The organism is Paraburkholderia sp. EG287B, from assembly GCF_040965595.1.
Lineage (GTDB): Bacteria > Pseudomonadota > Gammaproteobacteria > Burkholderiales > Burkholderiaceae > Paraburkholderia.
Window position 1 is genome coordinate 301,654 of record NZ_JBFRCG010000001.1, and the last position, 25,936, is coordinate 327,589.

The following is a 25,936-nucleotide window of genomic DNA, read 5'->3' on the forward strand; positions in this document are numbered from 1 at the left end:
CGCCTTCTTTGGTTTTCTTCCCGCCGGCGCCGTCGTGATCCGCTTCAACCAATTCAGTCTTGCCCGCGGCACCAAGCCGCTTTTCGAACAGACCTCGTTCACGCTGAACCCGGGTGAAAAGGTCGGTCTCATCGGCGCGAACGGCGCGGGCAAATCGACCCTGTTCGCCGTGCTGCGCGGCGAACTGCACGCGGACGCCGGCGACTTCTCGCTGCCGCCGTCCTGGCGCATCGCGCACGTCGCGCAGGAAACTCCGGCGGTCGACCGCACCGCGCTCGACTACGCGCTGGACGGCGACGCCGCGCTGCGCGACATCGAGGCCCGCATCGCCGCGGCCTCGGCGGCGCACGACGGCGCGGCGGAAGCCGAAGCGCACGGCGCCTTCGCCGACGCCGATGGCTACACCGCCCCCGCGCGAGCGGAAGCGCTGCTGCTCGGCCTCGGCTTCACGCTCGAGCAGACGCGCCAGAGCGTCTCGAGCTTCTCGGGCGGCTGGCGCATGCGCCTGAACCTCGCGCAGGCGCTCATGTGCCGCTCCGACCTGCTGCTGCTCGACGAGCCCACGAACCACCTGGATCTGGACGCGATCGTCTGGCTCGAAGACTGGCTGCACCGCTATCCCGGCACGCTCGTCGTGATCTCGCACGACCGCGAGTTCCTCGACTCGATCTGCAACGTCACGCTGCATCTGGAGAACCAGCAGATCAAGCGCTACGGCGGCAATTACTCGCAGTTCGAGATCCTGCGCGCGCAACAACTGGCGCTCCAGCAAAGCGCGTATGAAAAGCAGCAGCGCACCGTCGCCCACCTGCAAAGCTTCATCGACCGCTTCAAGGCCAAGGCCACCAAGGCGCGCCAGGCGCAAAGCCGCGTCAAGGCGCTGGAAAAGATGGAGCTGATCGTACCGGCGCACGCCAGCTCGCCGTTCACGTTCGAATTCCGCACGCCCGACTCCGCGCCCAACCCCATGCTCGTGATGGACGACGTGCGCTGCGGCTATCGGGCCGAGGACGGCAGCGAAACGCCCATCGTCGAGCGCGTCACGCTATCGATCCAGAACGGCCAGCGTATCGGCCTGCTCGGTGCGAACGGCCAGGGCAAGTCCACGCTCATCAAGACGCTCGCAGGCACGCTCGCGGCGCTCTCCGGCGAGCTGGGCACGGGCAAGGGCCTGCAGATCGGCTATTTCGCGCAGCACCAGCTCGAAACGCTGCGCCCGGACGACTCGCCGCTCCAGCATCTCGCCCGGCTCGCGCCCGACACGCGCGAGCAGGAGCTGCGCGACTTCCTCGGCGGCTTCAACTTCCCCGGCGCGATGGCCACAGCGCCCATCGCGCCGTTCTCGGGCGGTGAAAAGGCGCGCCTCGCGCTCGCGCTCATCATCTGGCAAAAGCCCAACCTGCTGCTCCTCGACGAGCCGACCAACCACCTCGACCTCGAAACGCGCCATGCGCTCACCATGGCGCTCGCGCAATTCGAAGGCACGCTGATCCTCGTGTCGCACGACCGGCATTTGCTACGTGCCACGACCGATCAGTTCATGCTGGTGGCGAAGCACCGTCTGCAGCCGTTCGACGGCGACCTCGACGACTACCGCGACTGGTTGCTGCAGCACGCGGCCGAGCAACGCGCGGCGCTCAAGGAGGCCGCTTCCGGCACGGCGGATGCGGCAAACGGCGCAACTGCCGCCGATGGCGTCAATCGCAAGGAACAGCGCCGCCAGGAAGCCGGGCAGCGCCAGAAGGTTGCGCACCTGAAGAAGCCGTTACAGGCGAAAATCGGCAAGATCGAAAAGGAAATGGATGCGCTCAACAGCGAAAAGAGCACGCTCGACGCCTTCGTCGCCGACCCGGCGAGCTACGAGCCTCAGCAGAAGAGCCGCCTGACCGAAGCGATTCGCCGCCAGGCCGAAGTCGCCACGCGCCTCGAAACGCTCGAAGCCGAGTGGCTCGATGCGCACGAGGAACTCGAGCAGATCGGCTAGCGCAGCGCTGAGTCACCATCGCGCCATCAGGCGCTTTCGCCAGCTATTTTCGCCAGGGAGCCACGAGTGTCGTCACCCGCCGCATTGCAGGGCCTTCGCGTACTGGATCTGACCCGCCTTCTGCCCGGGCCCGTGGCCACCTTGCGGCTCGCGGAAATGGGCGCCGATGTCCTGAAAATCGAGCCGCCCGGTGCGGGCGACGCGGCGCGCGTGATGATGCAGAGTGCGGTGGACGAAGTGGCCGCGCGCCCCGGTGCGTTCTATCGCCTCGTCAATCGCGGCAAGCGCGAAACGCGCGTCGATCTGAAGACCGAGAGCGGCCGCTCGGTGTTGCTCGCGCTCGCGCGCGACGCCGACGTGCTCGTCGAAAGTTTCCGGCCCGGTGTGATGGACCGCCTCGGCGTAGGCTACGAGGCATTGCGCAAGGTCAATCCGAAACTCGTCTACTGCGCGATCACGGGCTACGGCACGACCGGCCCGTTCGCCGGCCATCCGGGCCACGACATCAACTATGTCGCCTATTCGGGCGTGCTCGACCAGTTGGCCACGCGCGACGGCGTGCCGGTGCTGCCCAACTTCCAGATCGCCGACCTGCTTGGCGGCGCGCTCAGCGCGGTCACGCAGATTCTCGCGGCGCTCTGGCATGTGGCGCGCGGCGGCGAGGGTCGTTTCGTCGATGTTTCGATGGCGCACGCGAGTTACGCGCACAACGTGGTCGCCCAGGTCGCGCTGGCCAACGACGACGCCGCGGCGCTGCAGCCGGGCGGCGGGCTGCTCAACGGCGGCGTGCCCTGCTACAACCTCTATCGCACGCAGGACGGACGGTGGCTCGCCGTCGGCGCGCTCGAACTGAAGTTCTGGCAGACGCTGTGCCAGGCCATTGGCCGCGACGACTGGGCCGAGCGCCACTGGAGTCTCGGCCAGGCGATCGGCGGCGCCGATGCCGCCGCGCTCACGCGGGAGTTGGGGGCCATCATCGAGTCGGAGTCGCTGCAGACCTGGATCGACCGTCTGGAGGCGATCGACACCTGTGTTTCGCCCGTCCTCACGCCAGGCGAGGCTTCGCGCCATCCCCTCTTCAATGCCGAAGTGCTGCAGGCCATGATGGACGAAATGGCCGCGAGACACACGCAGCAGGCCGCGCCCGGCATGCAGGCGGCGCCTTTTCAGCCGGGCGGTCAGCCGCCGGGCACGCATGCCGTCCAACCTGCCCGGCCGGTCCAACCCGGCCAGCCTGCGCAACCCGGCCAGGGCGCCGAAACATCGGGCGCGCCTGGTGGCAAAAAGCCCTTCACCTACGGGCCCTGGGGCTAGCCCTCGCCGTATCCCGCATCATCCGTGGGCACAATGAATGGGCGCTTCGCAGCGCCCATTTTTGTTTAGCGTCGCGGCAGCGTTTGCCGCGGCGTCCGCTCGTCGTCGTACATCACGTATTTGCGGCCTTCCACGTGGTGCGCAATGGTGCTGCGCACTTCGGCCGCCGTCACGTCTTCCGCCACGACGCGGCGCGAAATGCGCCCGTCGCCGTCGATCCACTCGACGATGCGGCACGTGCTGCCCCAGGGTTGCATCAGCGGCTCGGACACCCGGCAGCCGCGCACGACGATCGAACGACCGTCGAAGGACGTATCAGTCTGTTTCAAGTCGCTATCCTTTCCGCTCGACACGGGTTGAACACCGCGCCAAGGATAGGGAAATCGCAGTCTGAAATGGTTACAGCCGGAACCAGGGTTGTTACTAATCATTACGCGCCAGTACACGCCATCGGCACGCGCACGACGGCTCAATCCAGCTCGCGTATCCGGTCGATCGCTTCTTCGAGGCGCTCCACGGCAATCACCTGTAAACCGTCGATCGGCTGTTTCGGCGCATTGGCGCGGGGAATCAGGGCGCATGAAAAACCGAGCTTCGCCGCTTCCTTCAGACGATCCTGGCCGCGCGGCGAGGGGCGGATCTCACCCGCGAGGCCGACTTCGCCAAAAACGATCAGACCCTTGGGCAACGCCTTGTTACGCATCGAAGAATGAATGGCGAGCAGCACAGCCAGGTCGGCTGCCGGCTCCGTGATCTTCACGCCGCCCACGGCGTTGAGGAACACATCTTGATCGAAGCACGCGATGCCGGCATGGCGATGCAGCACCGCCAGCAGCATGGCAAGCCGGTTTTGTTCGAGACCGACGGCGAGGCGCCGCGGATTCGGCACGTGCGCCGTGTCGACGAGCGCCTGCACTTCGACGAGCAGCGGCCGCGAGCCTTCCTGGGTCACGAGCACGCAGGAGCCCGGCACGCTCTGCTCGTGCTGCGAGAGGAAGAGCGCCGACGGATTCGCCACGCCGCGCAGGCCTTTCTCGGTCATCGCGAACACGCCCAGCTCGTTGACCGCGCCGAAGCGGTTCTTGAACGCGCGCACCAGCCGGAACGACGAATGCGTGTCGCCCTCGAAATACAGCACGGTGTCGACGATGTGCTCGAGCACCCGCGGCCCCGCGAGGTTGCCCTCCTTCGTCACGTGGCCGACCATGATGATCGCCGTGCCCGACTGCTTCGCGATGCGCGTGAGCTGCGCCGCGCACTCGCGCACCTGCGCGACCGAGCCGGGCGCGGAAGTCAGCGCTTCGGAGTAGATCGTCTGGATCGAGTCGATGACCGCGACGTCGGGCTTCTCGGCCTCGATCGTCGCCTGGATCTTTTCGAGCTGGATCTCGGCAAGCAGCTGCAGCTCGCTCGCCATGGAGCCGGGGTCGAGCAGCGCCAGTCGTTGCGCGCGCAACGCGATCTGCGCCGCCGATTCTTCACCGCTTACATAGAGCGCGCGACGCTCAGCCGCGATTTGCGCGAGCGACTGCAGCAGCAGCGTCGATTTGCCGATCCCGGGGTCGCCGCCGATCAGCACCACGCCGCCCGCCACGAGGCCGCCGCCCAGCACGCGATCGAACTCGCCTACGCCGGTCGTGAAGCGCGGCACGTCGGACGCCTCGATATCGGCGAGACGCCGCACCGGGGCGCTCTTCGCGAGCGACTGGAAGCGGTGGCTGCCCGCCGTTTCGGCAACGCCTTCCACGAGCGTGTTCCACGCGCCGCACGCGGGGCACTGGCCCTGCCACTTGGGTGCCTGCCCGCCGCATTCGGTACACGTATACAGTGTCTTGACCTTCGCCATGCTCTTTGCCATGGCGTTATTCGGCCCGCACGGGAACACGCGGCGCAACGGCGCACATCAGCTCGTAGCCGATCGTGCCGCAGGCTTTCGCGACGTCGTCGATCGGCAGATTGTTGCCCCACAGTTCCACGCGCGCGCCCACGCCCGCGGTGTGCACCGGCGTGAGGTCGACGGTGAGCATGTCCATCGAGACGCGGCCCACCACATGCGTGAGCACGCCGTCGACGATCACGGGCGTGCCTTCGGGCGCGACGCGCGGATAGCCGTCGGCATAACCGCACGCCACCACGCCGATGCGCATGGGCTTGCGCGCCGTGAAGATCGAGCCGTAGCCAACGGTCTGCCCTTCGGCCACATGCTGCGTGGCGATCAGTTCGGACGAGAGCGTCATGGCCGGCTGCAGACCGGTGCCTTCGAGCGCCGAGGCGAAACCCGATGGCGACGCGCCATAAAGAATGATGCCGGGGCGCACCCAGTCGAAGTGCGTCGACGGATGCCAGAGCGTGGCCGCCGAATTGGCGAGGCTGCGCGCGCCGGCAATGCCTTGCGCGCCGCGCTCGAACGTCTCCATCTGCTCGCCGACGCCGCGCGGCGTGTCGGCGTCGGCGAAGTGCGTCATCAGCGTGATCTGGCCGATGCCCGCGCAGGCGCGCGCACGCTCCCATGCGGCACGGTACTTCTCCGGCGTGTAGCCGAGCCGGTTCATGCCGCTGTTCATCTTGAGCTGGATGTTGACCGGCTTCGACAGCCGCGCCATTTCGAGCATGCGCATCTGCTCGTCGCTGTGCACGACGGTCGTGAGGCTATAGCGGTCGATCACGTCGATGTCGGTCGGCCGGAAGAAACCTTCGAGCAGGAGGATCGGCCCGGCCCAGCCGAGTTCGCGCAGCTTCACGGCCTCCTCGAGGTCGAGCAGGCCGAAACCGTCGGTTGCGCGCAGGCCGGGGAACGCGCGCGCAAGCCCGTGCCCGTAGGCGTTGGCCTTCACCACGGCCCAGATTTTCGACTTTGGCGCGTACTTGCGGACGACGGCGAGGTTATTGGCGAGAGCGGCGGTGTGAATCGTTGCTGAGAGGGGGCGCGGCATGGGAGATTTTTTCGCAAAGACGCTTTCGAATCAGGAGCTTACAGGGTGTTTTCAGCACCCCGCAGGCCCGCCTGACGGGCGCTCAAGGATTGTGCTAGTCCGAATGCACCTATTTTCGTGATATAAAGCCCTGCGCACAACCCATTTCGAACGTAATAAGCCCGGATGCCTCCCACCCGTCCGGGGCGGACGGACCGCAGCGAGGAAAGCATCGCATCAGATGAAAAAAGGCTTTTACACCATCATGGCCGCGCAGTTTTTTTCGTCGTTGGCCGACAATGCGCTCCTCATCGCTGCAATTGCACTGCTGAAAGACCTCAACGCCCCGAACTGGATGACGCCGCTGCTCAAGCTGTTCTTCGTCCTCTCCTACGTCGTTCTTGCCGCCTTCGTCGGCGCCTTCGCAGATTCCCGCCCCAAGGGCCGCGTGATGTTCATCACGAACACGATCAAGGTCGTGGGCTGCGCGATGATGCTGGCAGGCACCCACCCTTTGTTGGCCTATGGCGTAGTGGGTTTCGGGGCTGCGGCTTATTCTCCCGCCAAGTACGGCATCCTGACCGAGCTGCTGCCGCCTGAGCGCCTCGTCGCCGCCAACGGCTGGATCGAGGGCACGACAGTCGGCTCGATCATCCTCGGCACCGTACTCGGCGGCGCATTGATCAGCCCCCACATCGCCTCGCATGTGCTGCGCCATACGCCCGCCGCGATCAGCACGCCCGCCGAAGCCGCGATGGTCGTCATCATGGTGATTTACGTAATCGCCGCCCTCTTCAATCTGCGCATTCCCGACACCGGCGCACGCTACCCGCGCCAGCAGCACGGTGTCATTCGCCTCATCACCGACTTCGCCGACTGCTTCAACACGCTCTGGCGCGACAAGCTCGGGCAAATCTCGCTCGCGGTCACGACACTGTTCTGGGGCGCGGGCGCGACGCTGCAGTTCATCGTGCTGAAATGGGCCGAAGTCTCGCTCGGCATGTCGCTTTCCGAAGGCGCTGTGCTGCAGGCCGTGGTGGCCGTGGGCGTGGCGGCCGGCGCCATGATCGCGGCCGCGCGCGTGCCGCTCAAGAAGTCGCTCTCGGTGCTGCCGGTCGGCATCATCATGGGTCTCGCGGTCATGCTGATGGCGTTCTACACGCGCCATCTCTTTCCGCCGCATTGGGGCTTGCATATCGGCCACATGCGCATTCCCGGCTACCTGATTTTCGCGTACCTCTTCCTCATGGTCGTGGGCGGCCTTTCGGGCTTCTTCGTCGTGCCGATGAACGCGCTGCTCCAGCACCGCGGCCACGTGCTGCTCTCCGCGGGCCACTCGATCGCCGTGCAGAACTTCAACGAGAACCTCTCGGTGCTCGTGATGCTGTGCCTCTACGCCGTGCTCGTCTGGCTCGACGTGCCGGTGACCATCGTGATCGTGCTGTTCGGCACCTTCGTCTGTCTGATGATGTGGCTCGTGATGCGCCGCCACCAGGCGAATCAACGCTCGTTCGACTCGGTCGCCCTGATCGGCGAAAATCACAGGCATTGACGGGCGTGCCTGTGCGCACACCATCCGGCCGCCACGTCTGCTGAATCGATCCTTCCTCCCTGCGCACGCGCGGCACGTCTTGTCGACCCGGCCGCGCGCGACGCGCACCTGACGCTGCCATGACTTCACCGATTTCCAACGTTCTCACGATCGCCGGCTCCGACTCGGGCGGCGGTGCGGGCATTCAGGCCGACCTCAAGGCGTTCTCCGCGCTCGGCGCGTACGGCGCGAGCGTCATTACGGCGCTCACCGCGCAGAACACGCGCGGCGTCACCGCGATCCACGCGCCCGACGCAAGTTTCGTCACGGCGCAGCTCGACGCCGTGTTCGACGACATCCGCATCGATGCCGTGAAGATCGGCATGCTCGCCAACGCGCAGATCGTGCGCGCTGTCGCCGACGCGCTGCGCCGCCATCGGCCGTCGCGCGTCGTGCTCGACACCGTGATGATCTCGAAGAGCAATCACGCCCTGCTCGCGCCCGAAGCCGTCGCTGCGCTGCGCGAGGAGCTGCTACCGCTAGCGGGCGTCGTCACGCCGAATCTGCCCGAAGCCGCGGCGCTGCTCGGCGTGCCGCCCGCCGCAAACGAAGCCGCGATGGTCGAGCAAGGCGAAGCGCTGCGCGCGCTCGGTGCGCAGGCGGTCCTGATGAAAGGCGGGCATCTGGGCAGCGCGGACAGCCCCGACTGGCTCATCGAAGCCGGCGGCACACTGCGCCTGGGCGGCCCGCGCGTGCCGGTCACGAATACGCACGGCACGGGCTGCACGCTCTCGTCTGCGATTGCCGCACTGTGGCCGCAGCGCGGCGCGCTCGCCCCGGCCGTTGGCGAAGCCAAGCAGTATCTGACGGCGGCGCTGGAAGCCAGTGATCGGCTCGACGTCGGTCATGGCGTCGGCCCCGTGCATCATTTCTGGCGCTGGTGGTGAGCGTGCTTGCTCGCGCTCATTGACGTGCAAATGTCGCGGCGCGAGCAGGCCAGTCGTCGGGAACGATGAAGCCGCGCGACTGTTCGCGGTAGCCGCCTGTGCTGTCGACCGTGAATGCCGCGATCAGTACGGGGTCGTCTGGCCGGGCCAGCACGTCGAGTAACGCGTTGGGGTCGACGGTGGGCGCAGCCGCCAGCCTGCGCGGCGCGAGCCACGCGAGCCTCGGCAGCACGCTCCAGCCATCGGCCGCCTGTTGCCCGGCGAACGCCGGCCAGTCCGAGCGCGTCACCCACCAGCCGCGTCCATGATCGGCGGCCAGTTCAGGGGCGTCTTCCACGCGTGACGGCGCCGCCTCTCCCGCCCGGTAGAAAAGCCAGCCCTTCACGAACATCTGCGCAAGCCACTGACCTTCGTAGCCCAGCGAGGCGAATGCTTCGTGCGCGCTCAACCGCAGTTGACGGTCGCGCAGGTGCGTAAGTTTCAGATCGAAGCGATCGCGCAGATTCGGCCCGACGAATTCGGCAAGCGAGGCACGTGCGTCACCGCCGGGTCCTGCGTGCAGGTAGCACTTCACCGCCAGCTCCCAATGCAGACGTTCTCCGGCGCGCGTGCGCACGAGAAAATCGCACTCGCCGAGCGTGAGCCCGGCACGCCGCAGCGGCACGTTCTGCGCGACGAGCCGCGCCGCCGGTCCATGCGCGAGAAACCATCCCAGCAAGTTTTCGGCATAGCGGCCAAGGCGATGCGTCGGCGCGGCCAGAAGCGCTTCGTGCAGACGCGCCGGATCGCGATCGAGTTGCGCGAGCCAGTCGCGCGTGGCGCGCGCTTCGTCGGCATCGGCGCACCATTGCGCCAGCGGCGCGAGCGGTGGTTGCGCACGCAACAGATCGGCGCTGAAGAGCAGCCACGCGAGGTCGCGCACGGCCGGATCGGCGAGGCGATCGAGTCCGTCGCGGTTCGCGCCAGTACCGGGCACGTGTTGAGACCCAGCATCATCTCGCGGCCCGCCGTCGCCCCCGGCACATTGGGCACCGGAACCGTCCGCGGGCCGCGCGGCGTTCATTGCTCGCCGCCGGACGCCGCGCGCCAGGTGTCGCGCGCGAGACAAAGGTCGGTCCAGGCCTTCGCCTTGTCGTGCAGGCTGCGCAGCAGATAAGCGGGGTGATAGGTGACGATGACGGGCACGCCCTCGTACTCGTGGACGCGTCCGCGCAGCGAGGCGATGCTGCCATCGGCCTTGAGCAGGCTCTGCGCCGCGAATCGCCCGAGCGCGACGATGATCTTCGGCTTCACGAGCGCCACCTGACGCTGCAGATACGGCTCGCAGCGCGCGACCTCGTCGGGCTCCGGATTGCGGTTGCCAGGCGGGCGGCACTTGATGACGTTCGCAATATAGACGTTCTCGCCGCGTGCGAGCGAGAGCGCGCGCAGCATGTTGTCGAGCAGCTTGCCGGCCTGCCCGACGAAGGGCTCGCCCTGGCGGTCCTCGTTCTCGCCGGGCGCCTCGCCGATCAGCATCCAGTCGGCCTCGCGATCGCCTACGCCGAACACGGTGTTGGTGCGCTTTTCGCACAGGCGGCAGCGCGTGCACGAGGCCACGCGTTCGGCGAGCGCGTCCCAGTCGAGCGTCGCGACATCGTTGCGCGGTGCGCCGCCAGCCTGATCCGGCTCGGCGTCGTGTGGCAGAACCGGCTGGGCCACAGTGTCGAACCAGGCGAAATCTTCGTCGGTGAGGGGCGGCGGTTCGTCGGACGAATGCGGTGCGAGCGTCGATGGCGAAGCGGCGCGCGTAACGGGTTGCGACGGTTGCGAGCGCTCCTCGGCGGCCGGTCGTGCTTCGGCCGGCTGCGGCGCAGCGACCGGACGCGTGGTTTGCACGACCGGCACCGCAGGCGCCATCTGCGCTTCGGCTTCGGCGCGCGTCACCGCGGACGACGGCGCAACGACCTCATCTTCGCGAGCCGCTTCGAGCGGCGCGGCACCCCGCGCCTCTTTACGTACCCAGCGCGGCGCGAGCCCAAGCTCCTCCAGCGCGATCTCATCGAGCGACATCCGCGCCCTCCCCTGCAAAAGAAAATCGCATCACGAGTGCGTCCTCGCGGCTGTGATGCCGGGCCGGATAGTAGTTCTTGCGGCGGCCGATCGTGACGAAGCCGAACTGTTCGTAAAGCCGGATTGCCCGGTGATTCGACGGCCGGACTTCGAGCAGCAGGCCTTCGAGACCCTGCATGCGCGCGATGCGCACCGCCTCGCGCAGCATGGCGAGCCCCGCGCCCGCCCCCTGCGCCTGAGGCGCGACGCACAGATTCAGCAGATGCATCTCGTCGACCACGGGCATCAACACGCAATAGCCGATCAGCGTGCCGGTGACGTGACGCATGCACAGCCCGTAGTAGCCGTTGCGCAGCGAGTCCTCGAAGTTGCCGCGCGACCACGGAAACTCGTACGCGGAGCGCTCGATGATCGCGACTTCGTCCAGGTCGCTTTCGGTCATCGGCGACAGGTAGCGGTCGGTCATGAGCACGCCGCTCATTGCGCGCCCTCGCCGCCTGCGCCCTCGCCACCCGTGCCACCGTGGGCGGCGGCCTTCGCGGCAAGCCGCTCGGCCGTGGTCTGCGCGACCTTGTTGCGCACGTATTCGGGCGCGGCCTGGTCGGCGGGTTGCGTGCGGCCCGCGCGATACGCGCGCAGCGCCGCGTGCGCCAGCGGCAACGCGTGCGGGAGCGCCTCGGCGTCGATCGTGCGCGCGGCGGCAGCCGCCGTCAGGCGCGCGCCGAACGCGGCGGCGGCGTTGCCCGCCAGCGTGAACGGTGCGTCGGGCGCGGCGATGTGCTCCGGCGAATCGAGCGATGCGGCCTGCAGCGTGCGCCAGTCGCCGGCTGCGGCGTCCCACGCGTAGTCGGCCCAGTAGGCTTCGTCCATGCGCGCGTCGAGTGCAGCCAGCACGCGGGTCGCGGCGGGATCGCGCAGCCGCGCGCTCTCCGCACACACGAGCAGCGTGCCCACGGGCACCACCGGGATATCGAGGCCGAACGCGAGCCCCTGGGCCACGCCCGTCGCCGTGCGCAACCCCGTGAAGGAGCCCGGACCCGCGCCGAACGCGATCGCGTCGCAGTCGGCGAGCGTGAGGCCGGCGTCGTCGAACAATTCGCCGATGGCCGGCAGGAGCCGCGTGCTGGAGACGGCGCCCGTGGCTTCGTGGCGCACCCAGACGCTGACTTCCGAGCGCGACGCGGTAGCGGCCTCGCCGCCTGTAGAGGGAGAACGATCTGCGTCGCCAGGGGCGACGCGAAGCAGCGCGACCGAGCAATATTCGGTCGAAGTATCGAGGGCAAGCAGCACGGTTTCGGTCATGAGCGCTATTGTAATGCCCCGCCCCCCGCGCGGGCCCAGGGCTCTCGCCAACTGGCGGATGCGCAGGCGTCAAGGCCGCTTTTGACTCATCCGTGCCCGGCGCGAGTGGAGGAATCGCTCCAGCTTTTCCGGGGTCTGCGCTGCTACCATCGGCGCGCTGACCTGAACCACTATGCGGAGGAAACAACCATGAGCGACTTGAACACACAGTTCGCCCAAGCCCAGCAAGACGTGCAGCAACTGCCGGAGCGTCCTGGCAATCTGACGCTGCTGCGCCTCTATGCACTCTTCAAGCAGGCCACCGAAGGCGACGTGCACGGCGACAAGCCCGGCTTCACCGATATCGTCGGCAAGTACAAGTACGAGGCATGGGCCGCGCTGCAAGGCACCGCGCAGGAAACGGCCAGGCAGCAATACGTCGAACTCGTCGAATCGCTCAAGAGCGGCGCCACGAGCTGAACCCGCGCAACTGACACGGCGCGCGTGACAGAGGCGGGCCGCCCCGCCTTCTGCTGCGTCACGCCGCCGCACCCGTCCCCGCGCGGTGCGTCGCTCTGGCGCGCCGCAACAAAACAAGCTATACTTCGCGCTGCGTTGCGCTCCGGTCGCCCATTCGATCAGCACAACGCCTCGTAGCGTTAAGCTCCAATCCAGTTTAGAACCTGTCCCCCCTGCCATGGCCCTGTTTTTCGGGCCGTCAATATCAGGCTGGCGGCTGGCCAATCCCGGCCTGAGCCGCACCCAAAACAGCTTCTAACGAAAAATCCGCCATTGTGGGCGGATTGCCCCCGTTTTTCGATTTGCTCGCAAAATCCGACGACTTGGGTATGCCGATTGGCGCCGACGTTCTATTTCCTGTGTAACAAGGATTTTCATGACTTCGAGCAATACCCAAAGCCCCCTGGACGCCATCGCCGATCAGGCCCTCGGTCTTTCCGCCGCCGCCGACGCTTCCGCTGAAGCCCCCGCGCAGGCCGCCGATGCGACCGACGGTTCGGAGTTCGCGTCGCTCGGTCTGTCGCCGGAGATCGTCTCCGCGCTGATCGCAGCGGGCTACAAGGCCCCGACGCCCGTGCAGGAACGCGCCATTCCTGCCGCCATCGCCGGCCGCGACCTGCTGGTCTCGAGCCCGACCGGTTCGGGCAAGACCGCAGCCTTCATGCTGCCCGCCATCGAGCGCTTCGCGCAGATCCAGAAGGCCCAGGCCGCCCAGCCGCGCGAGCCGCGCCCGCAAGGCGCGAACGGCCAGCAAGGCGATCGCCGCCAGCGCCGTCCGCAACCGGTGGCACGCCCCGGTCTGCTCGTCCTCACGCCTACGCGTGAGCTCGCGATGCAGGTGACCACGGCCGCTTCGACGTACGGCAAGCACCTGCGCCGTCTGCGCACGGTCAGCATTCTCGGCGGCGTGGCGTACGGCCAGCAGCTGATGCTGCTCGCGAAGAACCCCGAGATTCTCGTGGCGACCCCGGGCCGTCTGCTCGATCACCTCGAGCGCGGCCGCATCGACCTGTCCGAACTCAAAATGCTCGTGCTCGACGAAGCCGACCGCATGCTCGACATGGGCTTCATCGACGACATCGACACGATCGTCGCCGCGACGCCCGAAACGCGTCAGACGATGCTGTTTTCGGCCACGCTCGACGGCAAGATCGCTTCGATCACCGGCCGCCTGCTGAAGGACCCGGAGCGTATCGAGATCGTGCGCAAGGTCGAAGCGAACTCGAACATCGCGCAGACCGTGCACTACGTGGACGACCGCGATCACAAGGATCGTCTGCTCGACCACCTGCTGCGTGACGAGAGCCTCGACCAGGCCGTCGTGTTCACGGCCACCAAGATGGACGCCGACCAGCTCGCCGGCAAGCTCGCCGACGCCGGCTTCGAAAGCGCCGCGCTGCACGGCGACCTGCCGCAAGGCGCGCGCAACCGCACGATCCGTGCGCTGCGCGAGCGTCGCGTGCGCGTGCTCGTCGCGACCGACGTCGCGGCGCGCGGTATCGACATCCCCGGCATCACGCACGTGTTCAACTACGACCTGCCGAAGTTCGCCGAAGACTACGTGCACCGTATCGGCCGTACCGGTCGTGCGGGCCGTTCGGGCACCGCGGTGAGCCTCGTGCATCATGCCGAGCAAGGCGCGCTCAAGCGCATCGAGCGCTTCGTGCGCTCGCCGCTGCCCGTGAACGTCGTGGAAGGCTTCGAGCCGCGCAAGGCGCCGCCGGCCAACCGTGGCTTCGGCGGCCGCGGCCGTCCGGGTGGCGGCAATGGCGGTGGCCGTCGCTTCGGCAACGGTAACGGCAAGCCGGGTGGCTACGGCGCCCGTGGCGGCAACGGCGGCAACGGCGGCGATCGCAACGGCAACAGCTGGGGCAACAAGCCGGAAGGCTCGCGCGGCGGCTACGGTGCCCGCGAAGGCGGCTACAACTCGGGTTCGCGTGAAGGCGGCTTCGGCGGCGGCTCGCGCGGCGGCGAAGGCAACCGTGGCGGCGGCTACGGCCAGCAACGCGAAGGCTACGGCCGCTCGCGCGAAGGCGGCGGCGGTTACGGCGCACGCCGTAACGACGGCCCGCGTGGCGCACGTCGCGACAGCTAAATCGCCCTAAACGGCGCGCGGCGCGGCCTTCGAGCCGCCCCGCCGCCGCAGCGAAATACCCAGGACCGGTGCTCAGGCACCGGTCTTTTTTTATCTCCGCGCAGATTTCACGATACGAAAAATTTTTTTGCTTCGTAAAAAATCGTGCTGCGTGGCACAAAGGGACCCATTGCAAGATGGAAAATAACGTTTCGCATCTCAAAACAAACCACATAACTTGTTGATTTTTTTAAAATAAAAAACATCGAAAAAGCTCATTGCCCGCCTGTTGCCGGTCGATCGATTTGCCTAGACTCTTATATAAGAGTCCGCGAAACGAAACGCCCAACCCACAACCCCGGCGCCTGCGTTTCGCGAGATTCAGCGGTTCAGCAGTTTCGTTTCGGCGATCCACTCATCAGGCAAACGAAGGAGCCCACCATGTCGACTCGTCAACAGCAAGCTCAGCAACTCCAACAGCAATGGGAAACCGATCCGCGCTGGAAGGGCATCAAGCGCAACTACACGGCTGAAGACGTGGTGCGGCTGCGCGGGTCGCTCCAGCCGGAGCACACGCTCGCGAAGCACGGCGCCGAAAAGCTCTGGAAAGGCGTGAACACCGAGCCGTTCATCAACGCACTGGGCGCGCTCACGGGCAACCAGGCCATGCAGCAGGTGAAGGCCGGCCTCAAGGCGATCTATCTCTCGGGCTGGCAGGTCGCGGGCGACGCCAACCTCGCCGGCGAAATGTACCCGGACCAGTCGCTCTACCCGGCCAACTCGGTGCCGCAGGTGGTCAAGCGCATCAACAACACGCTCACGCGCGCCGACCAGATCCAGTGGTCCGAAGGCAAGAATCCCGGCGACGAAGGCTACGTCGATTACTTCCAGCCGATCGTGGCCGACGCGGAAGCCGGCTTCGGCGGCGTGCTCAACGCGTTCGAACTGATGAAGGCGATGATCGAAGCGGGCGCCGCGGGCGTGCACTTCGAAGACCAGCTCGCCTCGGTGAAGAAGTGCGGCCATATGGGCGGCAAGGTGCTCGTGCCGACGCGCGAGAACGTCGCGAAGCTCACGGCTGCGCGTCTGGCCGCCGACGTCTGCGGCGTGCCGACCGTGCTGCTCGCCCGCACCGACGCGGAAGCCGCCGACCTCGTGACCTCGGACATCGACGACAACGACCGCCCGTTCCTCACCGGCGAGCGCACCGTGGAAGGCTTCTTCCGCACGAAGAACGGCCTCGACCAGGCGATCTCACGCGGTCTCGCCTACGCGCCGTACGCCGACATGATCTGGTGCGAGACGGGCAAGCCGGATCTGGAATTCGCGAAGAAGTTCGCCGAAGCGGTCCACAAGCAGTTCCCGGGCAAGCTGCTCTCGTACAACTGCTCGCCGTCGTTCAACTGGAAGAAGAACCTCGACGACGCGACGATCGCGCGGTTCCAGCGCGAGCTCGGTGCGATGGGCTACAAATTCCAGTTCATCACGCTCGCGGGCTTCCACTCGCTCAACTACTCGATGTTCAACCTCGCGCACGGCTACGCGCGCCAGAACATGAGCGCTTTCGTGGAACTGCAGCAGGCCGAGTTCGCCGCCGCCGAGAAGGGCTTCACCGCCGTGAAGCATCAGCGCGAAGTGGGCACCGGCTACTTCGACGCCGTGACGCAGACGGTCGAGCGCGAGGCTTCGACCACGGCGCTGCACGGTTCGACGGAAGACGAGCAGTTCTTCGACAAGAAGGTGGCGTAAGACCACCGGCAGCATCGGCGGCGCCAGCCGCCGCGCTCGAACGGGCAGCCGGCACGCGTACCTTGGCGGGGCGCGCCGGCCGTCTGCCGACGCGGCGCGGGCGCACGCCGCAGGACGTTCAGGGAGGAAGCGGTAGAGGACACAGGCCGCGCGTGCCGGACAGAATCCGGCCCGCGGCTCGCCCAGCCGACGCAGCGGGCGAGCATGGCCTCGTGCTTCATCGCGAATCCACGGGAAAACGCCCGCTAGCGATACACGATCACCGGAATCTTCGTATGGGTGAGCACGCGCTGCGTCTCGCTGCCGATCAGCAGGCTGCCGAGCCCGCGACGCCCATGCGAGGCCATGAAGATGACGTCGCAGCCGCCCGCTTCGGCGGCTTCGATGATGCCGAGATAGGGCGAAGGATGCACGCTCGTGCGGCTGTCGCAGATCACGCCTGCGTTGCGTGCCGCCGCCTCGATTTCGTCCAGATGCACGCGCGCCTCTCGCTCACTGCGCGTCTGGAAGTCGCCGGGCGGCTCGATCACGACGTCGGCATAAGGCGAGTACGGATATTGCGGCAGGCACGCGTAGGCCGTCACGCGCGCGCCCACGGTACGGGCGAGGTCGATCGCGCCGTCGATCGCCTTTTTCGACAGTTCGGAACCGTCCGTCGGAACGAGGATGTGCTTGAACATGGCGCCCTCCGTGGTCTATCGGATTACGGGCAAGGCTAGGGTCAAAGTCAAGAATGAAGCCGCGGGGCAAAGACTCGGCGGGCGTCTCGCGCAAGCAAGCGCCTGGGCCCTCAGGTCGATTGTAGTGCGCGAAAAATCAGTGCAAGCCGTGCGTGCGGGTCATTCCGGATATCGGAAACACGCACGGCGCCCCTATCCCCAGTAACCGGGCTGACCGTAGGTATGCTTGAGATAGTCGAGAAAGAGGCGTACGCGCAGCGGCAAATGGCGGCGCTGCGGAAACACGGCGTGAATGCCGATGGGCGGCGCGGCGAACGCGTCGAGCACGGTCACGAGCCGGCCCGCCGCGATGTCCTCGCCGACTTCCCACCACGAGCGCCACGCCAGACCGTGGCCTGCGAGACACCACTCATGCAGCACGGCGCCGTCCGAGCATTCCATCGTGCCCGCCACGCGGATCGACACCACCTTGCCGTCCTGCTGGAACGCCCAGCCGCGCTGCTGGTTCAGACTCGCGCCGAAGGCGAGGCAGTTATGGCGCGCGAGGTCGGCGGGCGTTTCCGGCTCGCCGCGTCGCGACAGATACGCGGGCGCCGCCACGCACACGCGGCGGTTCTCGCCGAGCTTGAGCGACACGAGAGACGAATCGGGCAATTCGCCGAGGCGCACGGCGCAGTCGAAGCCTTCGTTCACGAGATCGACGAGCCGGTCCGAAAGATCGAGCGCGATGCTCACGTCCGGATGCGCAACCGTGAAATCGGGCACGAGCGGCGCGACATGGCGACGCCCGAAGCCCGCCGGCGCGGACACGCGCAGGTGCCCGCTCGCTTTCACGCCGCCCTCGGACACACTCGCCTCGGCGTTCTGCATGTCGTGAATGATGCGCTGGCAGTCCTCGAGGAACGCCGATCCTTCGAACGTGAGCGTGATGCGCCGCGTGGTGCGCACGAGCAGCTTCACGCCGAGGCGCTCTTCGAGCGCGTCGATGCGCCGGCCGATGATGGCGGGCGCCACCCCCTCGGCCTGGGCGGCGGCGGAAAGGCTGCCCTTGGCAGCCACGGTGACGAAGGTCTCGATCTGCTTGAAGCGGTCCATCGGTCGATGCTGCGCGCACTGGGCGACAGAAACAGTGGAAAAGAGAAGACAGGCCGACAGATTAGGTGGGTAAAAGTAAAAGATCAAGTGATCAATCCCGCCTTTTTCAGTGATACGACTCATGAATACAATCGACCTCGACCTCTGAAGATGGAGTGCAAGGCTATGTCGGCCACAACGACACCCTCAACGACACGATTTCCCAAGGCAGTTGTCTTCGACGCGTACGGCACGCTGTTCGACGTGCATTCGGTCGTCGCCGCCGCCGAGCAGATGTTCCCCGGCCAGGGCGAAGCGCTCTCGCAGCTGTGGCGCCTCAAGCAGATCGAGTACACGCAGCTGCGCACGCTCTCCGACCCGGCCGGCGCGCGCTATCGCCCGTTCTGGGACATCACGCTCGACGCGCTGCGCTACGCCGCGCGCCGCCTGAACCTGTCGCTCACGGGCGCGGGCGAAAAGCGTCTAATGGACGAATACGCCTGCCTGTCGGCGTTCCCCGACGTGCTGCCCGTGCTGCGCCGCCTGCGTGAGCCACGCGAAGACGGCACGCGCATGGGCCTTGCGATCCTCTCGAACGGCAACCCGCAGATGCTCGACATCGCGGTGAAGAGCGCCGGCATGAGCGGCCTCTTCGACCACGTGCTGTCGGTCGATGCCGTGCGCGCCTACAAACCTGCCGCCGCCGCATATTCGCTCGGCACGGGTGCCTTCGACGCCGCGCCACGCGAGCTGGTGTTCGTGTCGTCGAACGGCTGGGACGCCGCGGGCGCCGGCTGGTTCGGCTACACCACGTTCTGGATCAACCGCCAGCGCTTGCCCGCCGAAGAGCTCGGCGTGGCGCCGCATGGCACTGGCAGCGGCATGGCAGAACTCGCCGCCTTTCTCGAAACCGCCGCGCCCGAACGACAAGGCCGCCCTCGCCCCAGCCCGGGCGCGTGACGGACACGCCGCTCGCCGCAGCCACAACAACCACACATTCACAAACTGACCGACCAAGGAGCAAGCAAATGGCGAACACATTGCAGCTGCCGCAAGGCATGCAGATCACGGCTGACATCCAGCCCGGCTTCGAGACGATCCTCACGCCCGAAGCGCTCGAACTCGTCGCGAAGCTGCACCGCGCGTTCGAGCCGCGCCGCCAGGAACTGCTGACGGCACGCGTCGAGCGCACGAAGCGCCTCGACGCCGGCGAGCGCCCCGACTTTCTTGCCGACACCAAATCGATCCGCGAAGGCGACTGGAAGATCGCGCCGCTGCCGAAGGATCTCGAGTGCCGCCGCGTGGAAATCACGGGCCCGGTCGAGCGCAAGATGATCATCAACGCGCTGAACTCGGGCGCGGATGCGTACATGACCGACTTCGAGGACTCGAACGCGCCGAACTGGGAAAACCAGATCGTCGGCCAGCTCAACCTCAAGGACGCGGTGCGCCGCACGATCTCGCTGGAACAGAACGGCAAGACCTACCGGCTCAACGACAAGACCGCCACGCTGATCGTGCGTCCGCGCGGCTGGCACCTCGACGAGAAGCACGTGACGGTGGACGGTCAGCGTGTGTCGGGCGGCATCTTCGACTTCGCGCTCTACCTCTTCCACAACGCGAAGGAACTGATCGCGCGCGGCAGCGGCCCGTACTTCTATCTGCCGAAGATGGAAAGCCACCTCGAAGCGCGTCTGTGGAACGACGTCTTCGTCGCAGCGCAGGAAGGCGTGGGCATTGCGCGCGGCACGATCCGCGCGACGGTGCTGGTCGAGACGATCCTCGCGGCGTTCGAGATGGACGAAATCCTCTATGAACTGCGCGAACACAGCTCGGGTCTGAACGCCGGCCGCTGGGACTACATCTTCTCGGCGATCAAGAAGTTCAAGAACGACAAGGACTTCTGTCTTGCCGACCGCGCGCAGATCACGATGACGGTGCCGTTCATGCGCGCCTACGCGCTCGAACTGCTCAAGACCTGCCACAAGCGCAACGCACCGGCGATCGGCGGCATGAGCGCGCTCATCCCGATCAAGAACGACGCGGCCGCCAACGACAAGGCCATGGGCGGCGTGCGTTCGGACAAGGCGCGTGACGCCACCGACGGCTACGACGGCGGCTGGGTGGCGCACCCGGGCCTCGTGCCCATCGCGATGGAAGAGTTCGTGAAGGTGCTCGGCGACAAGCCGAACCAGATCAGCAAGCAGCGCGCGGACGTGAATGTCGCGGGCAAGGATCTGCTCGACTTCCGTCCGGAAGCGCCGATCATCGAAACGGGCCTGCGCAACAACATCAACGTGGGCATCCACTACCTCGGTTCGTGGCTCGCGGGCAATGGCTGCGTGCCGATCCACAACCTGATGGAAGACGCCGCGACCGCCGAAATCTCGCGCTCGCAGGTGTGGCAGTGGATCCGCTCGCCCAAGGGCAAGCTCGAAGACGGCCGCAAGGTCACGGCCGAACTCGTGCGCGAACTGATCCCGCAGGAGCTGGACAAGGTGAAGGCGTCGGTCGGCGGCGACACGAAGCCGTACGAGCGTGCCGCGCAGATCTTCGAGCAGATGTCGACGTCGGAAAACTTCGTCGAGTTCCTGACGCTGCCGCTGTACGAAGAGATCTAATCGCTCGGCACATCTAACGAATCGCCGATGAAAAAGGCCCGGCGGGTGTGAGCCCGCCGGGCCTTCGTGTTTTCATGCGCCGCGTCTTGAGCGATCAGCGCGTGCGCCGATGCGCGACCCAGTCGCCGCCTGCGATCTCGGGGCGCCCGGCAATGGCGGCGAACGCCACCGGATAGTAGAGGCAAGCGATACGTTCACCCTGCACCTCGATATCCACTTCCTGCGAAACGAACAGATTGTCGGCGCCCGGATACACCTGCTCGATTTCGTCGAGCACGGCGAGGAGCGCGTCGTCGATCTCGTAGACGTCGCCGACGACCGTCGATTGCGCACTCGCCGACCCGGCCACCATCCCAGGATAGCTGCCGAAGTCGAAGAGCCGGCCGGCGAGCCTGGTGAGACCGAGGTGACGCGGGCGCGCGATCGCGTTGCGATCCGCCGCGAGGTTGATGTCGTTGATCTCGCCCGCGCGCAGCGTGCCGTAGACGAACACGTATTTCATGGCTTCTCTCTCCTTCAGGGCGGCTCGCGCCACACGAGCACGCTGTCGATTCGCCCACATTATGCCCGGCCATAAATGCGTGCGGCCCATGCCTTCGCGCGCGAGACGTCTACAATGAATGCGCTTATCGCCAAAGTCGTCGCCAAACCCGACGCCCTGCCCGTCATGCCCGAGGACCTGCCCAACGCCGCATCCAGCGGCGCTCGCAACGCGGCGCTGCCGCGCGCCGAACTCGTCGATATCCCGCCCGAGTTCGCGCCGACACCCACGCATCCGATCCGCGTGCGCTCGCGGCCCATGCCGGCCGGTGTGTGCATCGCGCAGCACACCCATGCGTGGGCGCAACTCGCCTACTCGTCGCGCGGCGTGCTGCGTATGGCGACGCCCGGCACGACGTGGATGGTGCCGCCCTCGCGCGCGATCTGGGTGCCGCCACACATCACGCACGAAGTGGCGATCGTCGAGGACGCGTTCCTGCGCACGCTCTACGTAGACGAATCGGTGATTCCGCCCGGCCTCGGCGCGTGCCGCGTGGTCGAGGTCTCGGGCCTCCTGCGCGAGACGATCGCGGCCCTCGACGAGCGCGGCATTCCCACCGCGCGTGAGCGCCTGCTCGGCGCGCTGGCGCTCGACGAGATCACGCGCTCGGCGCCGCTGCCGCTCGCCGTGCCGATGCCCGAGGAAAAGCGCCTGCGCGCGCTGTGCGAAGCGCTGATCGCCGACCCGGCGGGACCCGGCTCGCTCGAATACTGGGCTGCTCACGTGGGCGCGAGCACGCGCACGATCGCACGGCTCTTTCGTCAGGAACTCGGGGTGAGCTTTTCGCAATGGCGTCAGCAGGCGATCCTCGCGCGCGCGATCCCGCTGCTCAATCAGGGACGCCCGATGGCCGTCGTGGCGCAGGAACTCGGCTACCAGAGCCAGAGTGCGTTTTCGGCGATGTTTCGCCGCGCCTTCGGCGAGAGCCCGCGCGCCTTCATCGCGCGCGGCACGGGCGATCGCGACTACGACGAACCGGAAGATTCCGTGGCCGCGGTGCGCGACGACCACCCGCGTTAAGCGAGTGACTGCCCAAGCTCAGACGAGCCGAGTCATGTGGCGAATCGAGCCGAGGCGAGCAAGCCTCGGACCCGCCACGCGATAGCCCATGCGCAGATAAAGACGCGCCGCCGGATTGTCGACGAACACGCGCAGCTGCAATTCGCGCAGGCCGCGCTCGCGGGCCCACTGGTGCGAGATGTCGAGCAGGAACGTACCGGCGCCATTGCCGCGATACCCCTGGGCGATCTGCACGTCGCGAATGTGCAGCGAGTCGCCCTCCTGCGTCACGCGCAGCACGCCAATCGGCTCGCCGTCGAGTTCGAGGACGAAATTCTCCGACTCGCGATAGCTCGCCAGAAAGAGATCACCGCGCCAGACGAGGTGATGCCGCAGATAGTAGCCACCCATGTTGTTGCGCGTGAGCGTCTCCGCGAACTCGAAATCGTCCATGGTGGCGCGGCGCAGCTGAAACGGCGATGGGATGTCGTTCGGTGCGAACATGTCGGCAAGCGAGGAAACCAGGTTTCGACAACGCTACGATAACGCGCGGCCGCCGGCAATCGCAGATTGTCCGTACGGCCAACGAAATGAAGGATGGGGATGGACGCGGGAGAAACGTCTGTGGAAAAAGAAAAAGCCCGTTGGACGTATCCAACGGGCTTCGTTCTGGCGGAGCGGACGGGACTCGAACCCGCGACCCCCGGCGTGACAGGCCGGTATTCTAACCGACTGAACTACCGCTCCAGCTTGCTGCTCACCGGCGGGCGTCGGTCGATTCCCGCTGGCGGCGTCGCCATACTGCTTGCAGTGCTACTGCTTTGGCGCCGCATTTTGATTTGGCGTCCCCTAGGGGATTCGAACCCCTGTACTCACCGTGAAAGGGTGATGTCCTAGGCCTCTAGACGAAGGGGACAACACGGGTATAAGCGCAGGCTTACACCTTTGAACTGCAGCGGTTCGCAGTTGCCGAAGCAACGTCGGAACGGCTTTGAATCTGGCGGAGCGGACGGGACTCGAACCCGCGACCCCCGGCGTGACAGGCCGGTATTCTAACCGACTGAACTACCGCTCCAGCTTGCTGCTCACACCGGCGGGCGTCGGTCGATTCCCGCTGGCGGCGTCGCCACACTACACTTTGGCGCCGCATTTTGATTTGGCGTCCCCTAGGGGATTCGAACCCCTGTACTCACCGTGAAAGGGTGATGTCCTAGGCCTCTAGACGAAGGGGACAACACGGGCTTGCGCCTGTAATCGTCACTTTAACTAAAAAGCCCGCTCACAGTTTCTGAACGGGCTCGATCTGGCGGAGCGGACGGGACTCGAACCCGCGACCCCCGGCGTGACAGGCCGGTATTCTAACCGACTGAACTACCGCTCCAGTTCGACACAATCAGATGGATGTCGGTTGATTTCCACCTGATGCTACGCCAATCTCATTGACGACGCTCATGTCTGGCGTCCCCTAGGGGATTCGAACCCCTGTACTCACCGTGAAAGGGTGATGTCCTAGGCCTCTAGACGAAGGGGACATGATCTTTTCAGATAATGCCTTTACCGCACTCTACTGCTTACTGCATGTTCTGTTGGTGGAGGTAAGCGGGATCGAACCGCTGACCTCTTGCATGCCATGCAAGCGCTCTCCCAGCTGAGCTATACCCCCTTGCAGAACAGAAGCGAGATTTTAAACATCAATTTCGCTTTCGTCAAGAGCTTTTGAATCGTTTTTTGAAGCGCTTCGAGGTTTCCTTGAAACATCGTTGCCCGATTCTGCGGCTCTTTGCGTGAGATTTGCTGCTTATTTGCCGCTTGTTTGCGACTCTCTCGCGCTCCGTATTCAACGGAGCCCGAATACTACAAGAACTGCCGCCCGGGCGCTAGGGTCCGGGCGAATATTCTTCAAAATTTTTAGTTTGCAGCCGAAATGCCCTTCTCGAGGCGGCTCACCACCGCATCGCGGCCGAACAGCACGAGCACCGCATCGACCGAAGGCGTATGCGTCGTCCCTGCCACGAGCAGGCGGGCCGGCATCGCGAGCTGGGGCATCTTGAGCTTGTGTGTGGCGAGCGTCGCCTTCAGCGCTGCCGAGACGCCCTCCTTCGTCCACTCCGCGCCCTTGAGCGCGACGACGAGATCGGCGAGCGCGGGGCGTACGGCTTCCGTGATGTGCTGTGCGAGCGCTTCGGCTTCCGGCTGCGGCTCGCGGTAGAACATCATCGCGCTCTCGGCGATCTCCTTGATCGTGTTCGCACGGTCCTTGAAAAGCGCGACCACGCCTTCGAGCGACGGCCCCTTGGCGAGCGCCGCCTCGTCCACGCCGAGGGCAGCGAAGAACGGCTTCGAGAGCGCGGCGAGGCGCGCGTTGTCCACTTCCTTCAGGTAGTGGTTGTTGAGCCAGTTGAGCTTGTTGTGGTCGTATTGCGCGGGCGACTTGCCGAGATGCTCGAGATCGAACCACTCCACGAACTGCTCGCACGTGAACACTTCGGCGTCGCCGTGCGACCAACCCAGACGTGCGAGATAGTTGAGGACCGCTTCCGGCAGATAGCCCGCATCGCGATAACCCATCACGCTCATCGCGCCGTGGCGCTTGCTCATCTTTTCGCCCTGCTCGTTGAGCACGGTAGGCAGGTGCGCGTAGACCGGCGGCTCGCCGCCGAGCGCGCGCAGGATGTTGATCTGGCGCGGCGTGTTATTCACGTGATCGTCGCCGCGAATCACGTGCGTGATCTTCATGTCGAGATCGTCCACGACCACGCAGAAGTTGTAGGTCGGCGTGCCGTCCGGGCGCGCGATCACGAGGTCGTCGAGCTCTTCGTTCGAGATCTCCACGCGGCCCTTGACGGCGTCGTCCCATGCCACCACGCCGGTGAGCGGGTTGCGAAAGCGCAGCACCGGCTGCACCCCCGCCGGCGGCGTGGGCAGCACCTTGCCCGGCTCCGGGCGCCACGTGCCGTCGTAGCGCGGCTTCTCGCCGGCCGCGCGCTGACGCTCGCGCAGCGCGTCGAGCTCTTCGGTCGACATGTAGCACGGGTACACGAGGCCCTGCTCCTGCATCTGCCTGAGCACTTCGCGATAACGGTCCATGCGCTGCATCTGGTAGAACGGACCTTCGTCGAAATTCAGGCCGAGCCATTCCATGCCTTCGAGGATCGCATCGACCGATTCCGACGTCGAACGCTCGAGATCGGTATCTTCGATCCGCAGCACGAAGACGCCCTTGTTGTGGCGCGCGAACGCCCACGGGTAGAGCGCGGAACGGATGTTGCCGAGGTGGATGAAGCCGGTCGGGCTCGGCGCGAAGCGGGTACGGACGACGGAGGTAGTCATGGGCGATTACTCGAAGACGATGCCATCCGGAGCGCGGCGCTGGCGATAACAGCAGCGACGGCGGCGGACGGCCGGGGTTCGCGGCGCGTTCGGCCCGCGCGGCTAGCGCGGGAACGCCGGGGCGCGCGCAGCCTCGCGCACACGAACGGGAATCCGGAAAATTAGAGACGGGATTATACCCGCCATGCACCACTTCGGCCGGGGGGCGAGGCCCGAGGCTCGCGTGCGGGCGCCCGGTTTCTTTGCTGCAAACGTCCGCGCGCCCGCAAGCCGCCGAGCACATTGTCATCTGCCGTCACATCGTGGACACATCGCGTTACATGCACGC

General features: G+C 66.2%; 22 protein-coding genes and 7 tRNA genes. 10 read left to right on the forward strand and 19 right to left on the reverse strand.

The features are described 5' to 3' along the window. Positions 1 to 34: 34 nt before the first annotated feature. Complete coding sequence (locus AB4Y40_RS01335) at positions 35 to 1,984, forward strand: ATP-binding cassette domain-containing protein (protein ID WP_368686146.1); 1,950 nt, start codon at positions 35 to 37, stop codon at positions 1,982 to 1,984. Between the two features lie 66 nt (positions 1,985 to 2,050). Further along, positions 2,051 to 3,298, forward strand: a complete 1,248-nt coding sequence (locus AB4Y40_RS01340) for a CoA transferase (RefSeq protein ID WP_368686147.1) — start codon at positions 2,051 to 2,053, stop codon at positions 3,296 to 3,298. A gap of 65 nt (positions 3,299 to 3,363) precedes the next feature. Here the strand turns inward: AB4Y40_RS01340 and AB4Y40_RS01345 are convergent, their stop codons facing one another. From AB4Y40_RS01345 to alr, 3 genes are all read right to left on the reverse strand, one after another. After that, entirely contained in the window at positions 3,364 to 3,627 is a 264-nt protein-coding gene (locus AB4Y40_RS01345; protein WP_028204079.1) for a DUF2866 domain-containing protein, read from the reverse strand. A gap of 140 nt (positions 3,628 to 3,767) precedes the next feature. Next, positions 3,768 to 5,144 carry a DNA repair protein RadA gene (gene radA, locus AB4Y40_RS01350; RefSeq protein ID WP_368686343.1) on the reverse strand — a complete coding sequence of 459 codons (1,377 nt, stop codon included), beginning with the start codon at positions 5,142 to 5,144 and terminating at the stop codon, positions 3,768 to 3,770. Between the two features lie 16 nt (positions 5,145 to 5,160). Next, complete coding sequence (alr, locus tag AB4Y40_RS01355) at positions 5,161 to 6,231, reverse strand: alanine racemase (RefSeq protein ID WP_368686148.1); 1,071 nt, start codon at positions 6,229 to 6,231, stop codon at positions 5,161 to 5,163. A gap of 220 nt (positions 6,232 to 6,451) precedes the next feature. Between alr and lplT the strand changes: the two genes are divergently transcribed. Then, entirely contained in the window at positions 6,452 to 7,762 is a 1,311-nt protein-coding gene (gene lplT, locus AB4Y40_RS01360) for a lysophospholipid transporter LplT (RefSeq protein WP_368686149.1), read from the forward strand. Between the two features lie 119 nt (positions 7,763 to 7,881). Then, entirely contained in the window at positions 7,882 to 8,688 is an 807-nt protein-coding gene (gene thiD / locus AB4Y40_RS01365; protein ID WP_368686150.1) for a bifunctional hydroxymethylpyrimidine kinase/phosphomethylpyrimidine kinase, read from the forward strand. 16 nt (positions 8,689 to 8,704) lie between these two features. Here thiD and AB4Y40_RS01370 read toward each other — a convergent pair whose 3' ends face one another. The 4 genes from AB4Y40_RS01370 to tsaB form a co-directional block, all read right to left on the reverse strand. Then, entirely contained in the window at positions 8,705 to 9,664 is a 960-nt protein-coding gene (locus AB4Y40_RS01370) for a DUF1853 family protein (protein WP_368686151.1), read from the reverse strand. Between the two features lie 83 nt (positions 9,665 to 9,747). Further along, positions 9,748 to 10,740, reverse strand: a complete 993-nt coding sequence (locus tag AB4Y40_RS01375; protein ID WP_368686152.1) for a uracil-DNA glycosylase family protein — start codon at positions 10,738 to 10,740, stop codon at positions 9,748 to 9,750. After that, positions 10,727 to 11,221 carry a ribosomal protein S18-alanine N-acetyltransferase gene (gene rimI, locus AB4Y40_RS01380; protein ID WP_368686153.1) on the reverse strand — a complete coding sequence of 165 codons (495 nt, stop codon included), beginning with the start codon at positions 11,219 to 11,221 and terminating at the stop codon, positions 10,727 to 10,729. The genes AB4Y40_RS01375 and rimI overlap by 14 nt, the downstream gene beginning before the upstream one ends. Further along, positions 11,218 to 12,042 (reverse strand): tRNA (adenosine(37)-N6)-threonylcarbamoyltransferase complex dimerization subunit type 1 TsaB, encoded by an 825-nt coding sequence (tsaB, locus tag AB4Y40_RS01385; RefSeq protein WP_368686154.1) that lies wholly within the window; start codon positions 12,040 to 12,042, stop codon positions 11,218 to 11,220. Before tsaB ends, rimI begins: the two co-directional genes overlap by 4 nt. Before the next feature lie 189 nt (positions 12,043 to 12,231). Between tsaB and AB4Y40_RS01390 the strand changes: the two genes are divergently transcribed. The 3 genes from AB4Y40_RS01390 to aceA all read left to right on the forward strand — a co-directional run bounded on the left by AB4Y40_RS01390 (position 12,232) and on the right by aceA (position 16,363). Beyond that, a complete protein-coding gene (locus tag AB4Y40_RS01390; RefSeq protein WP_368686155.1) occupies positions 12,232 to 12,501 on the forward strand; it encodes an acyl-CoA-binding protein in 270 nt (89 codons plus the stop codon). A 415-nt stretch (positions 12,502 to 12,916) separates the two neighbouring features. Next, positions 12,917 to 14,635 carry a DEAD/DEAH box helicase gene (locus AB4Y40_RS01395; protein ID WP_368686156.1) on the forward strand — a complete coding sequence of 573 codons (1,719 nt, stop codon included), beginning with the start codon at positions 12,917 to 12,919 and terminating at the stop codon, positions 14,633 to 14,635. Positions 14,636 to 15,055: 420 nt separating this feature from the next. Beyond that, positions 15,056 to 16,363, forward strand: coding sequence for an isocitrate lyase (gene aceA / locus AB4Y40_RS01400; RefSeq protein ID WP_368686157.1), 1,308 nt, complete (start codon positions 15,056 to 15,058; stop codon positions 16,361 to 16,363). Positions 16,364 to 16,608: 245 nt separating this feature from the next. Here the strand turns inward: aceA and AB4Y40_RS01405 are convergent, their stop codons facing one another. Together AB4Y40_RS01405 and AB4Y40_RS01410 are read right to left on the reverse strand one after the other, a co-directional pair. Further along, on the reverse strand, positions 16,609 to 17,043 hold the full coding sequence (locus AB4Y40_RS01405) for a universal stress protein (RefSeq protein ID WP_028204090.1): 435 nt from the start codon (positions 17,041 to 17,043) through the stop codon (positions 16,609 to 16,611). A gap of 192 nt (positions 17,044 to 17,235) precedes the next feature. Further along, positions 17,236 to 18,138 (reverse strand): LysR family transcriptional regulator, encoded by a 903-nt coding sequence (locus AB4Y40_RS01410; protein ID WP_254352784.1) that lies wholly within the window; start codon positions 18,136 to 18,138, stop codon positions 17,236 to 17,238. A 165-nt stretch (positions 18,139 to 18,303) separates the two neighbouring features. Here AB4Y40_RS01410 and AB4Y40_RS01415 point away from each other — a divergent pair, with 165 nt between their 5' ends. Both AB4Y40_RS01415 and aceB read left to right on the forward strand, forming a co-directional pair. Next, positions 18,304 to 19,077, forward strand: a complete 774-nt coding sequence (locus tag AB4Y40_RS01415; RefSeq protein ID WP_368686158.1) for a haloacid dehalogenase type II — start codon at positions 18,304 to 18,306, stop codon at positions 19,075 to 19,077. A 68-nt stretch (positions 19,078 to 19,145) separates the two neighbouring features. Then, complete coding sequence (aceB, locus tag AB4Y40_RS01420) at positions 19,146 to 20,738, forward strand: malate synthase A (RefSeq protein WP_368686159.1); 1,593 nt, start codon at positions 19,146 to 19,148, stop codon at positions 20,736 to 20,738. A gap of 94 nt (positions 20,739 to 20,832) precedes the next feature. Here aceB and AB4Y40_RS01425 read toward each other — a convergent pair whose 3' ends face one another. Continuing rightward, positions 20,833 to 21,240, reverse strand: a complete 408-nt coding sequence (locus AB4Y40_RS01425; protein WP_368686160.1) for a gamma-glutamylcyclotransferase — start codon at positions 21,238 to 21,240, stop codon at positions 20,833 to 20,835. A 114-nt stretch (positions 21,241 to 21,354) separates the two neighbouring features. Here AB4Y40_RS01425 and AB4Y40_RS01430 point away from each other — a divergent pair, with 114 nt between their 5' ends. Then, positions 21,355 to 22,299: a helix-turn-helix domain-containing protein gene (locus tag AB4Y40_RS01430; protein ID WP_368686161.1), complete on the forward strand. Its 945-nt coding sequence runs from the start codon at positions 21,355 to 21,357 to the stop codon at positions 22,297 to 22,299. A gap of 18 nt (positions 22,300 to 22,317) precedes the next feature. Here AB4Y40_RS01430 and AB4Y40_RS01435 read toward each other — a convergent pair whose 3' ends face one another. The 9 genes from AB4Y40_RS01435 to gltX form a co-directional block, all read right to left on the reverse strand. Further along, on the reverse strand, positions 22,318 to 22,782 hold the full coding sequence (locus tag AB4Y40_RS01435; protein ID WP_368686162.1) for a GNAT family N-acetyltransferase: 465 nt from the start codon (positions 22,780 to 22,782) through the stop codon (positions 22,318 to 22,320). A gap of 166 nt (positions 22,783 to 22,948) precedes the next feature. Then, positions 22,949 to 23,025 (reverse strand) — tRNA-Asp (locus AB4Y40_RS01440). Positions 23,026 to 23,118: 93 nt separating this feature from the next. Beyond that, positions 23,119 to 23,194 (reverse strand) — tRNA-Glu (locus AB4Y40_RS01445). An 82-nt stretch (positions 23,195 to 23,276) separates the two neighbouring features. Beyond that, positions 23,277 to 23,353 (reverse strand) — tRNA-Asp (locus AB4Y40_RS01450). Positions 23,354 to 23,435: 82 nt separating this feature from the next. Further along, a tRNA-Glu gene (locus AB4Y40_RS01455) sits at positions 23,436 to 23,511 on the reverse strand. A 71-nt stretch (positions 23,512 to 23,582) separates the two neighbouring features. Further along, positions 23,583 to 23,659 (reverse strand) — tRNA-Asp (locus AB4Y40_RS01460). A 75-nt stretch (positions 23,660 to 23,734) separates the two neighbouring features. Then, a tRNA-Glu gene (locus AB4Y40_RS01465) sits at positions 23,735 to 23,810 on the reverse strand. Positions 23,811 to 23,865: 55 nt separating this feature from the next. Then, positions 23,866 to 23,941: transfer RNA gene (locus tag AB4Y40_RS01470), tRNA-Ala, on the reverse strand. 245 nt (positions 23,942 to 24,186) lie between these two features. Continuing rightward, positions 24,187 to 25,608, reverse strand: a complete 1,422-nt coding sequence (gene gltX, locus AB4Y40_RS01475; protein WP_368686163.1) for a glutamate--tRNA ligase — start codon at positions 25,606 to 25,608, stop codon at positions 24,187 to 24,189. Positions 25,609 to 25,936 lie beyond the last annotated feature (328 nt).

Coding starts and splice junctions, on each gene's coding strand:
- tsaB (WP_368686154.1), bottom strand. CDS start 12,042: ATGACCGAAACCGTGCTGCTTGCCCTCGATACTTCGACCGAATATTGC.
- AB4Y40_RS01390 (WP_368686155.1), top strand. CDS start 12,232: ATGAGCGACTTGAACACACAGTTCGCCCAAGCCCAGCAAGACGTGCAG.
- thiD (WP_368686150.1), top strand. CDS start 7,882: ATGACTTCACCGATTTCCAACGTTCTCACGATCGCCGGCTCCGACTCG.
- AB4Y40_RS01410 (WP_254352784.1), bottom strand. CDS start 18,138: ATGGACCGCTTCAAGCAGATCGAGACCTTCGTCACCGTGGCTGCCAAG.
- alr (WP_368686148.1), bottom strand. CDS start 6,231: ATGCCGCGCCCCCTCTCAGCAACGATTCACACCGCCGCTCTCGCCAAT.
- lplT (WP_368686149.1), top strand. CDS start 6,452: ATGAAAAAAGGCTTTTACACCATCATGGCCGCGCAGTTTTTTTCGTCG.
- AB4Y40_RS01425 (WP_368686160.1), bottom strand. CDS start 21,240: ATGAAATACGTGTTCGTCTACGGCACGCTGCGCGCGGGCGAGATCAAC.
- AB4Y40_RS01405 (WP_028204090.1), bottom strand. CDS start 17,043: ATGTTCAAGCACATCCTCGTTCCGACGGACGGTTCCGAACTGTCGAAA.
- radA (WP_368686343.1), bottom strand. CDS start 5,144: ATGGCGAAGGTCAAGACACTGTATACGTGTACCGAATGCGGCGGGCAG.
- AB4Y40_RS01430 (WP_368686161.1), top strand. CDS start 21,355: ATGAATGCGCTTATCGCCAAAGTCGTCGCCAAACCCGACGCCCTGCCC.
- AB4Y40_RS01415 (WP_368686158.1), top strand. CDS start 18,304: ATGTCGGCCACAACGACACCCTCAACGACACGATTTCCCAAGGCAGTT.
- AB4Y40_RS01375 (WP_368686152.1), bottom strand. CDS start 10,740: ATGTCGCTCGATGAGATCGCGCTGGAGGAGCTTGGGCTCGCGCCGCGC.
- aceB (WP_368686159.1), top strand. CDS start 19,146: ATGGCGAACACATTGCAGCTGCCGCAAGGCATGCAGATCACGGCTGAC.
- gltX (WP_368686163.1), bottom strand. CDS start 25,608: ATGACTACCTCCGTCGTCCGTACCCGCTTCGCGCCGAGCCCGACCGGC.
- aceA (WP_368686157.1), top strand. CDS start 15,056: ATGTCGACTCGTCAACAGCAAGCTCAGCAACTCCAACAGCAATGGGAA.
- AB4Y40_RS01435 (WP_368686162.1), bottom strand. CDS start 22,782: ATGTTCGCACCGAACGACATCCCATCGCCGTTTCAGCTGCGCCGCGCC.
- AB4Y40_RS01395 (WP_368686156.1), top strand. CDS start 12,917: ATGACTTCGAGCAATACCCAAAGCCCCCTGGACGCCATCGCCGATCAG.
- rimI (WP_368686153.1), bottom strand. CDS start 11,221: ATGAGCGGCGTGCTCATGACCGACCGCTACCTGTCGCCGATGACCGAA.